10 protein-coding genes and 2 pseudogenes are annotated in these 14,365 nt (G+C 47.8%); 8 read left to right on the forward strand and 4 right to left on the reverse strand.

Going from position 1 to position 14,365, the window contains the following annotated elements:
• Positions 1-15 precede the first annotated feature (15 nt).
• A protein-coding gene (locus tag OGV69_RS23470) for an IS1-like element IS1B family transposase (RefSeq protein WP_095033700.1) occupies positions 16-713 on the reverse strand; the annotation gives its coding sequence in 2 pieces (ribosomal slippage) (positions 16-464 and positions 464-713; 699 coding nt in all).
• A gap of 107 nt (positions 714-820) precedes the next feature.
• On the opposite strand from OGV69_RS23470, the gene OGV69_RS23475 reads away from it, so the two are divergent.
• The 8 genes and pseudogenes from OGV69_RS23475 (at position 821) to OGV69_RS23510 (ending at position 8,077) form a co-directional block, all read left to right on the forward strand.
• Positions 821-2,566, forward strand: a complete 1,746-nt coding sequence (locus OGV69_RS23475) for a 3'-5' exonuclease (RefSeq protein ID WP_022645125.1) — start codon at positions 821-823, stop codon at positions 2,564-2,566.
• Positions 2,567-2,631: 65 nt separating this feature from the next.
• A pseudogene (locus tag OGV69_RS23480) lies at positions 2,632-2,908 on the forward strand (hypothetical protein).
• A 51-nt stretch (positions 2,909-2,959) separates the two neighbouring features.
• Positions 2,960-4,307 (forward strand): annotated as a pseudogene (locus OGV69_RS23485) (VasL domain-containing protein).
• 116 nt (positions 4,308-4,423) lie between these two features.
• Positions 4,424-5,068, forward strand: a complete 645-nt coding sequence (locus OGV69_RS23490) for a hypothetical protein (protein WP_024181942.1) — start codon at positions 4,424-4,426, stop codon at positions 5,066-5,068.
• 140 nt (positions 5,069-5,208) lie between these two features.
• Positions 5,209-6,441 carry a phosphoadenosine phosphosulfate reductase gene (locus tag OGV69_RS23495; protein ID WP_022645126.1) on the forward strand — a complete coding sequence of 411 codons (1,233 nt, stop codon included), beginning with the start codon at positions 5,209-5,211 and terminating at the stop codon, positions 6,439-6,441.
• Positions 6,426-7,064: an IbrB-like domain-containing protein gene (locus OGV69_RS23500; protein WP_286469541.1), complete on the forward strand. Its 639-nt coding sequence runs from the start codon at positions 6,426-6,428 to the stop codon at positions 7,062-7,064. Before OGV69_RS23495 ends, OGV69_RS23500 begins: the two co-directional genes overlap by 16 nt.
• A gap of 78 nt (positions 7,065-7,142) precedes the next feature.
• On the forward strand, positions 7,143-7,412 hold the full coding sequence (locus OGV69_RS23505; RefSeq protein ID WP_000226517.1) for a PerC family transcriptional regulator: 270 nt from the start codon (positions 7,143-7,145) through the stop codon (positions 7,410-7,412).
• A gap of 20 nt (positions 7,413-7,432) precedes the next feature.
• Positions 7,433-8,077 carry a hypothetical protein gene (locus OGV69_RS23510; protein WP_001364388.1) on the forward strand — a complete coding sequence of 215 codons (645 nt, stop codon included), beginning with the start codon at positions 7,433-7,435 and terminating at the stop codon, positions 8,075-8,077.
• 434 nt (positions 8,078-8,511) lie between these two features.
• Here OGV69_RS23510 and OGV69_RS23515 read toward each other — a convergent pair whose 3' ends face one another.
• Genes OGV69_RS23515 through OGV69_RS23525 form a run of 3 tightly spaced genes read right to left on the reverse strand, consistent with a single transcriptional unit; the run spans position 8,512 to position 14,336 of the window.
• A complete protein-coding gene (locus OGV69_RS23515) occupies positions 8,512-10,710 on the reverse strand; it encodes a DEAD/DEAH box helicase (protein ID WP_000093094.1) in 2,199 nt (732 codons plus the stop codon).
• Positions 10,707-12,023 (reverse strand): ATP-binding protein, encoded by a 1,317-nt coding sequence (locus tag OGV69_RS23520; RefSeq protein WP_000117526.1) that lies wholly within the window; start codon positions 12,021-12,023, stop codon positions 10,707-10,709. Before OGV69_RS23520 ends, OGV69_RS23515 begins: the two co-directional genes overlap by 4 nt.
• Positions 12,024-12,026: 3 nt before the next feature.
• Positions 12,027-14,336 carry a tellurite resistance TerB family protein gene (locus OGV69_RS23525; RefSeq protein WP_000424708.1) on the reverse strand — a complete coding sequence of 770 codons (2,310 nt, stop codon included), beginning with the start codon at positions 14,334-14,336 and terminating at the stop codon, positions 12,027-12,029.
• Between the last annotated feature and the right edge of the window lie 29 nt (positions 14,337-14,365).

Raw genomic sequence — 14,365 nt, forward strand, 5'->3', positions numbered from 1 at the left:
GGTAATGACTCCAACTTATTGATAGTGTTTTATGTTCAGATAATGCCCGATGACTTTGTCATGCAGCTCCACCGATTTTGAGAACGACAGCGACTTCCGTCCCAGCCGTGCCAGGTGCTGCCTCAGATTCAGGTTATGCCGCTCAATTCGCTGCGTATATCGCTTGCTGATTACGTGCAGCTTTCCCTTCAGGCGGGATTCATACAGCGGCCAGCCATCCGTCATCCATATCACCACGTCAAAGGGTGACAGCAGGCTCATAAGACGCCCCAGCGTCGCCATAGTGCGTTCACCGAATACGTGCGCAACAACCGTCTTCCGGAGCCTGTCATACGCGTAAAACAGCCAGCGCTGGCGCGATTTAGCCCCGACGTATCCCCACTGTTCGTCCATTTCCGCGCAGACGATGACGTCACTGCCCGGCTGTATGCGCGAGGTTACCGACTGCGGCCTGAGTTTTTTAAATGGCGGAAAATCGTGTTGAGGCCAACGCCCATAATGCGGGCGGTTGCCCGGCATCCAACGCCATTCATGGCCATATCAATGATTTTCTGGTGCGTACCGGGTTGAGAAGCGGTGTAAGTGAACTGCAGTTGCCATGTTTTACGGCAGTGAGAGCAGAGATAGCGCTGATGTCCGGCGGTGCTTTTGCCGTTACGCACCACCCCGTCAGTAGCTGAACAGGAGGGACAGCTGATAGAAACAGAAGCCACTGGAGCACCTCAAAAACACCATCATACACTAAATCAGTAAGTTGGCAGCATCACCAGGTGCGTTTATGGCGAAACTGATAAATGTATCGGCGTCCACTGAGGAGAGAATGACGTCCGGGGAGAGGAGGGTGGCTTCACGACTGGAGAGCTTTCTGAATGATGATTGCTTTGTCTGGTACGATATCCCGGTGGGACGGAAAAACCGACATCCGGATTTTGTCATTATTGACCCGGATAACGGGCTGGTATTTCTGGAGGTCAAGGACTGGACTGTATCCACATTACGTAAAGCAAATCAGGAGCAGGTTACACTGGAAACCGACGGTCTTCTGAAATCAGAAATAAATCCGCTGGTACAGGCTCGTCGTTATGCATGTGATACGGTTAATGCCTTACCTGCTGACCCGTGCTTACGGCAGAATGACGGTCAGTATAAGGGGCGGCTGAACCTGGCCTGGGCGTATGGTGTGGTGTTCACCCGCATTACCCGTCAGCAACTGAAGGCACTGACAGGGAATGATGAGAATGCGGTGGAAAAGATTTTTCCTTCAGCACAGACAATCTGTCAGGATGAAATGACGCAGTCTGTTTTACCTGAGGTATTCCGGCAAAAAATTGCCGGGATGTTTACCACGGGATTCAGAACCCGGGTGACACCCCGGATGAGAGATATTCTGCGCGCCCATCTGTTTCCTGAAGTGACCGTGAAACAGAACTCACAAATCAAAATCATGGATATTCAGCAGGAGATTCTGGCCAGAAATATTGGTGACGGGCATCGTGTCATTCATGGTGTGGCCGGCTCCGGAAAAACCATGATTCTTTTATTCCGTTGCCTTTACCTGGCTGAAACCACGCCCGGAAAGATTCTGGTGCTGTGCTACAACATTACTTTGGCCAGTTATCTGCGGGAATGCATTGATGTCAGAGGGCTGACGTCACGGGTTACGGTATCTCATTTTCACAGCTGGTGTGCCTCAATGATAAAACGCCACGGTATTCAGGTGACGGCTGACAGAAAGGATTACCCGGAGAAATGCTTCAGCACACTGGAAGAGGCTGTGAACAGCGGGAAAATCACCGACGCCGGATATGATGCTGTACTGGTGGATGAAGGGCATGATTTTGACAGTCGCTGGCTGGCCCTGATTGCCCGTCTGTTTGATAACGCATCCCGTTCACTGCTCCTGATGTACGATGATGCCCAGTCCATTTATCGGCGGGAGCGGGCTCTGAACTTTTCTCTGGCCAGTGTGGGGATTCAGGCGCAGGGACGCACTTCTGTCCTGCCGGTCAATTATCGTAATCCGAAACGCATTCTGCACTTTGCTTATGCATTCTCTCGCGAGTATTTTGAAAAACATCAGAACCGTGAAATACCACTTGTTCAGCCACAGGCAGGCGGTGAAGAGGGTACAGAGCCGGAAATCCTGCATTGTGCTTCTGAACGTGATGAAGCCAGACAGGTTGCAGACTGGCTGGAGAAGTGCCATGCCCTGTGCGGTCACTGGAGTGTTATGGCTGTGCTGTGTCCGACAGAGCATTCAGCGAAACAATTGCAGGACGTTATGACACAACGCGGGATGCCTTTTGCCACCTGTTTTGACAGGGAAGGCAAGAAGGCATACTCGCGACGTAAGGATGTGGTGCATTTACTGACATATCAGAGCAGTAAGGGGCTGGAGTTCCCGTATGTGGCGGTTATCAATGCGTCTTTCATTCCTTCTGGTGTAGCGGATGAGTCTGAAGTAATCCCGGTGCTTTATGTGGCGTTCACCCGGGCAACCCGTGAATTACTGGTGACCTGTTACCGTGAAAACAGTATCAGTCGTCACCTTGAGGATTTTGCATAATACTGGACCATTTCTTTATTCCGGACTTTCCCCATACTGTTATTATCAGGTTTATTTAATTCGCCATGAACCCGTTATTTAACGATATTCAGATGCGTCTTTTTCATCTGAACCACTCGCCGTACTCCTGGTACTGGAATGTAAGATTCATACCTCTGGAAGCCGTGTATATTGGCAACGATACCTGTCATATCACCATTACCTGTAATCAGTCCGGTTTTCACTGAGCGTTATATCAGAAACCTTAATGAGCTGTTACCGGTTCTGAAACGGCGGTGGGATGTGACACCGGCAATCATCTGCGCAGTGGAATACCTTTCCTGGGTAACGGTATCGCACTGACTCTCTCCCTATAATTAACAATGGTTTAATACCTAAACACTGAATCTGCCGATGACTTCTGAAGTGAAACTGAAAACCGGTGGTGACCCCCGGTCATTACCGGATTATGCTGCCCTGCGCGATGAAATCAGCAAACTGACCCACCCGGCACGCCCTGATGTGGACTGGCGTTACGTGGAAACGCTCTGCCTGCGTCTGTATGAACACAATGGCGTGGAATTACAGACGGCATCCTGGTACACCATTGCCCGGATGCATACAACAGGGTTAAGTGGTCTGAATGAAGGGCTGGCTCTGATTGCTGCGCTGACCCGGCATCACTGGTCAGTGATGTGGCCGCTGAATACACACTCCCGGCTGGAAATTATTACCGGTCTGTTCAACCGTCTGCAAAAAACGCTCCGGGCCATGCCTCCGGATAACCGTGACAACCTGCCCCTGCTGTATCAGACCGAAACATTCCTGAAGACACTGAGTGATCTCCTTCCATGAAAATACGCAGGCTTGGCACGAACTTAAACAGAGCAGTAAAGTGGCTTTACCGGAAGCCATGGTGAAGGGATATATCACCCGCCTGGAGAACCAGCCTGTGCAGGGGGAAGTATCGTCTCCGGTAACGCTACTGGCGCAGGCACTCAGGCTTGAAGCTCCGGATGTGCAGGAACATCAGACCCTGCCGCACTCCCGTCTGGTGTATGTTGTTTCTGAAACAAAAACAGAGCCCACACTCTTCCTTCAAAAATCCCCGCTCACGTTTCTGAAAACGTTTGTTACAGGTGTCTGTACGGCATTGCTGGCGGTCTGCGTGGCCATTCCGGGATGGCAGTTTCTGACACAGCCATCACCGGCGGAGCAGCAACTCAGGGCGCTGCTGACACCCTCACCGGATGTGCTTTCAGCAGACCAGATGATGCAGCTCAGCAGAACACTGTTAAATCATGCGTCAGAGTGGATAACCCTTTCCGGTCAGCAGATAACGCGACTGACAGAATTCCCCCCGGCATACAACCTGCAACGCAGTGTGCAATTGCTGCAGCAACTGATGGTACTTTTCCCCGACAATCCTCGCGTTCAGGAAATGGTGGATAACTGGCAGAAGAGTGCAAGGAGTCGTGCGCTCCCGGAAGAGGCGATGACTGGCTGGAACGAAGGCATGACCCGCTTACAGCTGTTGGCTGAGCGCCTGAACCGTCCGGATGAACAGCGGGGAAAATACATGACGGTCAGTGAGCTGAAAACGGAGGTGTCTGGCATCATGCAGGCTTTTAACCGGCATATCCTGGCAGAAGAACAGTTGTGTCACTATGGTGAAGTCCGCAACCAGAATGGAAGCGAGCAGCAGCAAAAACAAATGAAAGATGCATTTGTTAAGCTGATTCACTTTTACTGTTTTATATAAAGCCTTTAGGATGTGGGGTAAGGGGAGTGTTGCAATTTATTCGGTGAGATAGTTTGTTTGTGGAGTGTTTAAGCGCTTTTGGATGTTCGTCTGTTGTTTCGAATAGTATGGTGAATATGAATGGTAAATATAATGTCAGGAGTGAATTGTTAGCTCGTTGTATCGGAACTGGTAGATTGAAAGGAGATGTGAGAAGTGATTTTATTGGGTTTAATGGTAGTAAACAGGTAGGTTATGTTTTATTAACTTTATTCTTAACGAAAGTAACAAATTCTGATTTGCTCTCTCATTATCGTATATTTAATCGTTTTTTGCATTATGAGAGAAAAGTTATGGACATATATAATTCTTTGAGTGATATAGAAGTTGATTGTATTTGCCAGGAAGTGATGGCTATATATGAACATACTCAGCGATGCTGCAACGAAAAGAAAATCACAACTATCCAGTTAGGCAGGAAACTTAATGGCAGGTATGCAGATACGATTGCTGAGTTAAAAGAAACAGCAGAGATAAGAGGGGAGGATGTGATTTCTTTTGAGATGGATATATTGAATTCTTTTAATGATGCGGATGAATATCACGGACGTGTTAAACTGGAGTTGGATATACCTGCTTCAGATATATTATATTGCCATGATTTTATTGATTCAAAACATGTAAACTCCTGGTTGGTTGAACCACATGAGTGGGTGGTTATAAATCGTTCTCTCAATGGGATTGTTACAGTGCCAGTATCATCAATAAAGATTCTTTATTGATAAATATGTTTGTAATATGTTTTATATGTTCATCAGGATGAAAGTAAGCAATTTTAGTAGTGGCTAATTAAACGTCATTTAATGTTTGTTGCTATATGTTGAAAGCATAAACAGGTTTCTTTTGCATAAAGTAAAAATAAATGAATGATAATTTTTTAACGGAGAAAGTCCTTACTGGAGAGAATGTTCTGCGTGCAGCAATTGCTCGTATTGAGTGGATTTTTGAAACATTTCCATCAGTTTGTCTCTCTTTTTCCGGTGGTAAAGATTCCACCGTGCTTTTCCATCTTGTGGCTGATGTGGCCCGCAGGAAAAGACGTCGTTTCTCTGTACTGTTCATTGACTGGGAGGCTCAGTACCAGTGCACCATTGAACATATTCAGAAGATGCGGGAAATGTACCATGATGTGACGGAAACCTTTTACTGGGTGGCGCTTCCCCTGACCACGGTAAACGGTGTCTCGCAGTTTCAACCGGAGTGGATATGCTGGGAGCCTCGTGTGACCTGGGTTCGCCAGCCACCGGAAGAGGCCATTACGGATATGGCGTATTTTCCCTTTTACCGGTATGCCATGACGTTTGAAGAATTTGTTCCGGCATTTTCTTCCTGGTTTGCTGGCAACCGGTGTGGAGTGGCAGTGCTGACCGGTGTTCGGGCGGATGAATCCCTCAACCGCTTTATGGGACTGGTGTCCCAGCGCAAACTGAGATATGCCGATGATAAGCCTTGGACCACGGCATCGCCTGAAGGGTTTTACTACACTATGTATCCGCTGTATGACTGGAAAACTCGTGATATCTGGATATATCACACCAGAACCCGTGCCATCTACAATCCCCTGTATGATCTGATGTACCGTGCCGGCGTACCGTTACGCAACATGCGTGTCTGTGAACCTTTTGGTCCTGAACAACGTAAGGGACTGTGGCTTTACCATGTTCTGGAACCGGAAACCTGGGCCAGGATGTGTGAGCGGGTGTCAGGCGCTGCCAGCGGGGCGCTTTATGCCAATGAAAGCGGTGCCTATTTTGCCCTGCGTAAACGTATATCAAAACCAGCCCATCATACCTGGCGCAGCTATGCGATGTTCCTGCTGGATGTGATGCCGGAAAGAACGGCAGAACATTACCGTAATAAAATTGCTGTCTACCTGCGCTGGTATCAGACGCGGGGCTTCCCGGATGACATCCCGGATGAACAGGAGAATGACCTGGGGAGCCGGGATATTCCGTCCTGGCGGCGTATCTGTAAGACACTTATAAAGAATGATTTCTGGTGCCGTACCCTCTCCTTCAGTCCGAACAAACCCCGGCACTATGAACGTTATCTGCAGCGTATGAAAGAAAGGAGGAAGGAATGGGGGATTCTGTGACACCGGAGATACTGAGCAACATGATTCGTCAGTACTTCAGCCAGGAACGACCAGAAGAAGAGGCCATACAGGCCCTGAATCATCTGCGCAGGGTGCTTCATGAGGTCAGTCCATTTGCACAGGAGCCTGTGGACTGTGTGCTGTGGGTGAAAGCAGATGAGGTGGTGGCCAACGATTATAACCCCAATGTCATGGCGCCGGGTGAGAAGAAACTGCTGAAACATTCACTGGAGCAGGATGGGTTCACGCAGCCTGTGGTTGTCTCGGAAGAGAAGGAGCATTATCTGGTCGTGGATGGTTTTCATCGTCAATTACTGGGCAGGGATGCAGGTACGGGAAAACGCCTGAAGGGCTGGTTGCCAGTGACCTGTATTAATCCGGAAAGAAAGGGACAGGCCTCACGTATTGCTGCAACCATTAGACATAACCGGGCCAGGGGGAAGCACCAGATAACTTCAATGTCTGATATTGTCAGGGACCTGTCGCGGCTGGGCTGGACGGATGAACGTATTGGTACGGAGCTGGGTATGGACCAGGATGAAGTTCTCAGGTTGAAACAGATTAGCGGGCTGACGGAGCTGTTTCTGGAAGAGGATTTCAGTCCGGCATGGACGGTTCGCTGAGACCGTCATATATGTATATTATTTCAGTGAGTTAATGTTTTGAGCAGGAAAAAGAGTACCCCGGAAGTCGTGGAAGGCATGGTTGCACAGAAGCTGGAGGCTGCGGGTTGCTGGCGCAGAGCTTCCGCCCGCTGGCTTTTTGTTATGGGAAATGTTGAATGTACAGAAGCACAACGGGAGTGGTTGTTGTTGCGCAGGAATTATTGCCTGGCGCAGATATCGTCCCCGCCGCTACCTGAAAAGCTGGATATCAGCGAAGTGGCGAAAGCTGCAGATGCCACGCTGAGGCGAATGGGGATTGCCAGTCCGTCCGGGGAGGTATTCAGAAAAGGTACACCGGTCTGTTGATATTCAGGTAACAGGTATTAATGATGAAGAAAGGAATGGCAAACAGTATATCAATGACATGGCAACTTTTATGCGATGATCATGGTTTTACCCGGGAGCACTACAATCAGCTGAAGAAATTCAGCCCGGAGGCATTACGTGAAATTATTGCTGAAATAGCCTGCTGCCATCCGTCAACCAGTATATTGCTCAGGAATAAGTGGCTGACACCGCCGGAGGATATTCCGGAGCAGGTTACCCGTGAATACGAACGAAGAATACAGAACTGTCCATCTTTCAGGAGCGAGAAAGAGGCGGAATCCTGGCTAAATGAACTGTTTTTTGCTGTGATTGCGCCGCTATACCGGGTTGTCCCCGGACAATCAGAACAGGTTGAATCCTTTGTTCTGCAGCTTATTGCCGAACAGGAGCGGGTTTGGGAGCTTATTCTAACCAATGATGGTTATTCATGGCATTGCGCACTTTATGATATATTATTTCATCTGGTTTTACGAAATATGGAAGACCAGCCTGAACATCAGAGACAGCGAATAACAAAAATACTTAATGAGTCCGATACAAGGCGGGTTGCAGAAGAGATTAAATTCCGGATTCAATATCTTCAGGATGAAGAACAAAAGAGAGTTTTAAGTGAGTTGGTAAATGTCCTGATTTCAAAAAGATAAAACATGTCGGAGTAATTTTTCTATATATTAAAAAAACAGGTTCGTATTACCATAAAGGAGATCGGTGAATAACCGTTATTGGATGATCTCCTTCCATAAAAATACGCGCAATCTAACGGTTCGCTCTGTGCCAAAAAAAACATTGCTCACAATATCGAGTTAATCATTCGGCCGTTGAACATTCCCATTGAAAAATTTCTCAGTATAGAATATACCAATGTTGAGGGCATTCCTCTTACATCTCGAAGGATAACTATCATGGGTCTAAAACCAGGTCCAAAACCAATTGCTAAGTCAACAGGAAAACCGGATCAACGCCGACGCGATAATAAAGATACTCCTGGCAATACTCCGGGATTAAAGCCAAGTAAGTCCACAGGTAAGTAAAAAATAAGGGTATAAATACTTATTTATACCCTGACTACATATCCAGTCTACTGAAGGTGTTTCTGCAGCCAGATGCACGTTCCTTCTATATCATACGCCTGTGCCCCATACCCTTTAGCAAGCAAAGTCTCTGGTAAATACTCGTCATATTTATCCAGATACTTGTCGGGAACAACTGCAGCAAGCTCAAACTCTGAAGGTAGCCCCGACAATAGCATTTTCTTAAGTGCACGCTGGACAGAGGCAACGCCTGAGTCCTCTACCTCTATCACACCTGCAAATGAACTGGCTTTAAAGCCACAACGTATAATCAGGGACGTAATTGTATTGACAATTTTATCCCCCATCCACGGGATCACGTAGCAGTTCTGACCACTGGCAATAAAACAGTCATTTTGTAGATTGTAGCGTTGGAAGTTGTCACTTCCTTCCGCGAAGAGGCTTCTGGCTGCGGCATCAGCATAATCGACTCTCTTGTTGCCTACCGCGATACGGTAATCATTTTCCCTGTAGATAGTGAGCATTTCCTGGCGAACAACATCATGAACAGACATCCCGGTACCACTGAATAGTGGCGGCTGACCGCCTTTAGTCGTCTCAACATAGATAACCTTTTTTTCAACCTCGATCTCTGTCACTTTCCAGCGCCGTCCGCCGAAGATGATGTGCTGCTCCGGCAAAAGTGGGGAGTCTACAGGCACTGTGCCAAGAGTTCGGTTTCCCGTTACAATGCGAAACTCCTCAGGTGTATTGAATACGGCATAAAACGTGTAGTGATTAGTCAGCTTCTCCCCCTCAGCCCCGACAACTATTTCACCGCTGGTTAGTTGAGTGAGCAGGCCACATGTCCCCATATGTTTAAGCAGACTTTTGAAGTCATTTATATCCACATTCCGGAACGGACCTGTCTGGCAAAGTTGTGACCAGAGCTGATCGGCACGAACACCTCCCCATTGCGCAGTAATAGCCAGGATCTGGTGTAGTAGTGTGGAGTAATGTTTCTGCCGGATATCTGCAGGCTCGAACCAGCGCTTAGAGATCATCAACCTGATCATTGCCATCGCCTGAACCAACTGCAGCCGTAAATGATCCACAATGCTGCTGGTTGCGGTAAGTTCAGGTTCAGTAATTAACATTCTCAGCACCGATGGGGAATCGCGCCGCCCTGAACGTCCCATGCGTTGACGCAGACTGGAAACAGAATGCGGAGGTGTCACTTGTATGACAGACTGCACCTTACCAATATCAATACCCAGCTCCAGCGTCATTGTACAAACAGCGGTTGTGGGCAAATTCCCTTTCTGCAGTCGGGCTTCAAGCGCCTCACGCAACTCCCTTGCAAGGGAACCATGATGAGGAAAGAATTCATTAGGAACGACATTTGCTTCACACATGTCGCTCAGTGTTGCCGCTATGCTTTCAGTACGCTTTCGACTGTTAGCAAAGACCAGGTGGGAATCGCCACGGCAGAGCCTGAAAATATCCGCGCAGACGAGCTGTTCAGCAGAGCTCTGGAGCTCTTCTCCTTTTTCGGGCACCCGCTCAAGATAACCTTTAACCTGAACCTGTAGTGTGGCTTTGCTATTACTGTCTGTTACCGTTTCACAAGGTAATCTCTTATCCGGGCGCAATAGTTCTGGTACTTTTTCCAGCTCTCCCAGCGTGGCACTCAACGCGACACGGGGAACTGGATTCAACTGGCGTCCCAGCACATGGTCAATTCTGTTAAGCAGAGAAAGCAGCTGTATACCACGCTCTGAGCCAATAAAAGCATGGAACTCATCAATAACAATGTATGCCACAGAAGAAAACGCCTGTTTGAGCCAACCCAATGAGTTTATGAGCAAAGACTCAAGTGATTCAGGTGTGATAAGTAAGATGCCAGAAGGGGTTGTCCGTGCTTTCTTCTTTTTGCTTTGTGGTACATCCCCGTGCCAGGGCGTCACTTGCATTTCCAGGGCTTCACCAAGACTCTCAAGACGACGGTGTTGATCGTTAATTAATGCCTTCAATGGACTGATATAGATAATGCCAAATCCACCAGTGAGATCTGCAATCGCTGAACAGGCAGGAAGAAAGAAAGCCTCTGTTTTACCCGCAGCTGTACCTGCACTAATTAGTACATCACGATCACGGGCTAAAATTGCCGGAATAGAGCTTTCCTGCAAGGGCCTTAAGGATGACCAGCCCTGCTTATAAACCCACTTACGGACACGGGGATCAAGACTATTGTAGGCACTACTCATAATCTGAAATTCGCCAGGCCATCATCGTCATCACTTTCCTCCACAATGGCATCATCCATATCGCTGAGCTTGTCTTCTTCAATCGCCACCCCCTCAATGAGGGTTTGCCAGTTCATCGTTCTGTTTTGTTCCAGCACAGCCAGCATATCCAGAAAACCTTTTATGGTATTGCGGGGAGTTCGAAAGTAAGCATCTCCGATGGTTTTGCTGCAGTGATGCAGAAACCCGGTCAGAGCATCATCTGGCACCAGATAATTTGCGGGATCTCCACCAGCATAAACATGACGAAGGTTTTTCAGTAAAATATACAGTTCCTCAGGAGTGAGGCTGGCAAGATGCAGCGTGGGGGACGAGTAGTCAATCACGCCAGCTTTCTGTGCGAATCGGTTTTCTGCCAGACGCGACTGGAGCGCTTCATAGCTGTAGAGCCCCTTACGTGGATCGAAAAGAAATTCTGGCGTCCCCCCGAGGATAAAACCAATATTTTCAGCGGAGCCTTGCAGGCAGTCATTCAGGATCCGCAAAATTTGTTCGTAGTTGGCCGTTCTCGCTTGCGTATTATTCAACTTGAAGAGGTTCACCATCTCGTCGAGGCTAACTAAAAGTCCGGCATAGCCTGCCTGACGGACAAAAAGGCTCATCAACTTCAAAGAATCATAGAACGAGGCGTCTGAGATAATCGTTCGGACGTCAAGATCATTACGGGCATCAGTTTTTGTGGTGTACTCGCCCCGCAACCAGCGAATAGCATTGGATTTTAAGGTTTCGTTATCCTGCTCATGCCCGCGCCAGAATGCGTCAATGACCTTCGCAAAGTCATATCCTCCCACCATATCTGACAAAGCAGCAAGGCGTTTATGAATAACGGATGAGACCAGGGAGCCGTTCGCATCAGCTTCCTTCCTTGCCTCAGTAACAAACCTTTCCACAACGCTAAGTAATGCATTGCCATCTGGTTTGTTTCTGGTGGACATATTTTTCATAAGCTCTGAGTAGAGATTACGAGCCTGACCTCCCGATGAGTGGATACGTCTGTCGGGAGAAAGGTCTGCACTGACCGTGACCAGCTTCTTCTCTAACGCAATAGACCGTACAACACTTAAAAAGAATGTTTTCCCGGAACCGTACTCACCAATGATAAGTCTGAAGCTTGCCCCGCCATCAGCAATCCGTTCAATATCCTGATGGAGGGCGGTTATCTCATTCACGCGGCCAACCTGGATATGCTGAATACCTATTCTTGGCGTTACTCCCGACTTAAGTGACTGAATGATAGCGTCGCGCTCTTTCACTCTTATACGTGTTACAGACATTCACTAACCCTCTAATTCTTTGGCTATTTCCAGGTCAATCCAAATGTGATCATCAGCATCTTCCAGCACTGGTGCATCAACCACCGCATAGGACCAATCGTTAATCACCTCAAGCGCACCGCCGAGCATCAGGTTCCAGTTACTACACAACTCTGTCGCCTCTTTTCTGGACCATTGTTCTTTCTCCAGCAACCTGCGATAAAGTTGGCTATGAGCGGAGTCAAGTCCCCCTTCCCCGGTTAATGAGGCTGGAGCGCTTTCTGGTTGTTCTGGTTCTTCTTCAGTGAAAATTGAGTTCAGTAATTTACGAACATCATCAGTGGCAGATTCGTGGCGGGCAAGTACGTTGGCATCCAGCGTAAATCCTGCCGTCGACTGATTAGCTGGTACAGATGAAACGAGAGCAGTTTCAGTTGCGGAATGCTGATGGATATTGCTTGATACGGATGAGGGATCCAGTCCCAGGCTTGTATAAATCTTCTCAAGCTGTTTGATTTCGGCAGGCGTAATTCTGCCGTCAGAGCAAGCGACACTAACGATAACCTTACCCACAGCTGATTTTTCCGCTGCACCGAGTAATTCAATCCGGCTTTTCATTCCCGTCATATTCGCCGGAGTATGAAGCTGCCACGTTAAATATGCGTGCAGAGAGCGCTTTTCATCATCGCTGAAGCTGGCATTGTTGTTGATGGCATTCTCAAGCACTTTCTGTTCGGCTTGATCGAGAGAATTGTCAATCAAGGCGACTACCGAACCTAATCGGAGCGTCAATACAGCTGTGATAAATTCAGGAGAAGGTGAGAAACGTCCTCTTTCACCAGCAGGGAATAAAACAAGTACACCATCGACATCTGCCTTTACGTGGTGGTGATAGGGGTCAGGAGCCAGACAGTATCCCATTTTCTGTGCAAAGGCTTGCATTAAGTCGGCCTCTTTTTTATTGATCTTCGCCGGACAGGTGGCATTCATATGTGACCAGTAGTCAGCAACTGAAACTATCCCACCCTTACTGCGGATTGCGTCATCAGCCCAGTGTTTGAATGTACTTAATATTTTTTCTGCGCTTTCGTTAACGATTTCTGAAGGCAGCAACAAAATTGCAGCGGTATCATTTGCTGAAGTACCTTTTCTACCAAGGTAACGACTGTAAGCATCCAGTTCACCTGTGCATATATCGGCAATGGCCATAAGCTTCTGAACAGGGCCTTTCAATGCACCTGGATCAGGCAAGTCGGGAACAGGAAGCCGAATACCTCGCAAACTGGGACTTGCAGGCGTGTAATCTAAACGCAGACGCGCTTTATTCGGCTTCACTACCATCCCTTCACCGTATTTAAGGGTGTAACGCCGTTTAAATAGTGCAGCAAATTCTTTCGCACAGCGGCGGGCGGGGGTTCGTAATGAGTATTCAGCATGGTTTGTCACCCACGTCAGAGCCAGATCCGCTGGAACCGGGGCTCCTGTATCAACAGTCTTTGCCAGGATTAACCTGAACTGCATGCTATTGCTGAACTCCGAATCATCGTTGAGAGCTGCTGCAAGATTTTCGTTCGGACGAAGAATGGACATCGCTTCAAGTAACTGGGATGAGTAATTCCGGAAAGATCGGTTTTCATTGAAAACCGATCTGAGACGGCAGATCTCTTTGAAAAGAGAATAGAACTCATCGTCGGATATATTGTTGTCCCTGCTGTCAACAAGCGCCCTTCTTTCCAGACCATACAGATAAATGAAAACGTAACCAATTGGGCAGGAAGTGTCGCATCTGTCGCTGGCAAGCCAACTCAGGTACGCACCACGAGCTTCAGGTGAAAGTGAGGAAAAACTGGGCCAATACCCTAATGAACTATCTTCGTAAATGTAAGGTGTGGGGTATATTTTAAGCGTGTCGTCAACTAGCGATGCCTCGTTATTGCCATCATAATAACCGCCTGAGTTATGCCCGGCAGGTTTCATACGCTGCCCAAGATAGAAGTGACCGCCGGTAACCTCTATCCCACTGATTGTGATCATCTCTCCCGGAAAAATCCAACGAGCCAAAGCACCGGTAGTTTTTGAGAAATTCTGGCGTTGAGTGGCTGTTATGCTGTATTCGACATTCCGCCCGCCACTTAGTGTAAACGTAGCCAGATTGTCATCTTCGCTGTCCTCGTTTTGCATTACAGACTGATTTTTTTTGTTGTTAGCAAGCCATTCTTTAGGTGGTGCTTTCACAGGAGCGGAAGTATAAGAGCCCGCGGACTTAGTTTTCTTCTTTTTGAAAAAAAGAATATAAATCAAATAAATAGCTACTATAAATATCCATAACTCCATGAGGCAGTAACCTTAAAAATAGCTTTTCA

Source organism: Citrobacter sp. Cc139, assembly GCF_030334645.1.
Lineage (GTDB): Bacteria > Pseudomonadota > Gammaproteobacteria > Enterobacterales > Enterobacteriaceae > Citrobacter > Citrobacter werkmanii.

Coding starts and splice junctions, on each gene's coding strand:
- OGV69_RS23475 (WP_022645125.1), top strand. CDS start 821: ATGACGTCCGGGGAGAGGAGGGTGGCTTCACGACTGGAGAGCTTTCTG.
- OGV69_RS23490 (WP_024181942.1), top strand. CDS start 4,424: ATGAATGGTAAATATAATGTCAGGAGTGAATTGTTAGCTCGTTGTATC.
- OGV69_RS23495 (WP_022645126.1), top strand. CDS start 5,209: ATGAATGATAATTTTTTAACGGAGAAAGTCCTTACTGGAGAGAATGTT.
- OGV69_RS23500 (WP_286469541.1), top strand. CDS start 6,426: ATGGGGGATTCTGTGACACCGGAGATACTGAGCAACATGATTCGTCAG.
- OGV69_RS23505 (WP_000226517.1), top strand. CDS start 7,143: ATGGTTGCACAGAAGCTGGAGGCTGCGGGTTGCTGGCGCAGAGCTTCC.
- OGV69_RS23510 (WP_001364388.1), top strand. CDS start 7,433: ATGATGAAGAAAGGAATGGCAAACAGTATATCAATGACATGGCAACTT.
- OGV69_RS23515 (WP_000093094.1), bottom strand. CDS start 10,710: ATGAGTAGTGCCTACAATAGTCTTGATCCCCGTGTCCGTAAGTGGGTT.
- OGV69_RS23520 (WP_000117526.1), bottom strand. CDS start 12,023: ATGTCTGTAACACGTATAAGAGTGAAAGAGCGCGACGCTATCATTCAG.
- OGV69_RS23525 (WP_000424708.1), bottom strand. CDS start 14,336: ATGGAGTTATGGATATTTATAGTAGCTATTTATTTGATTTATATTCTT.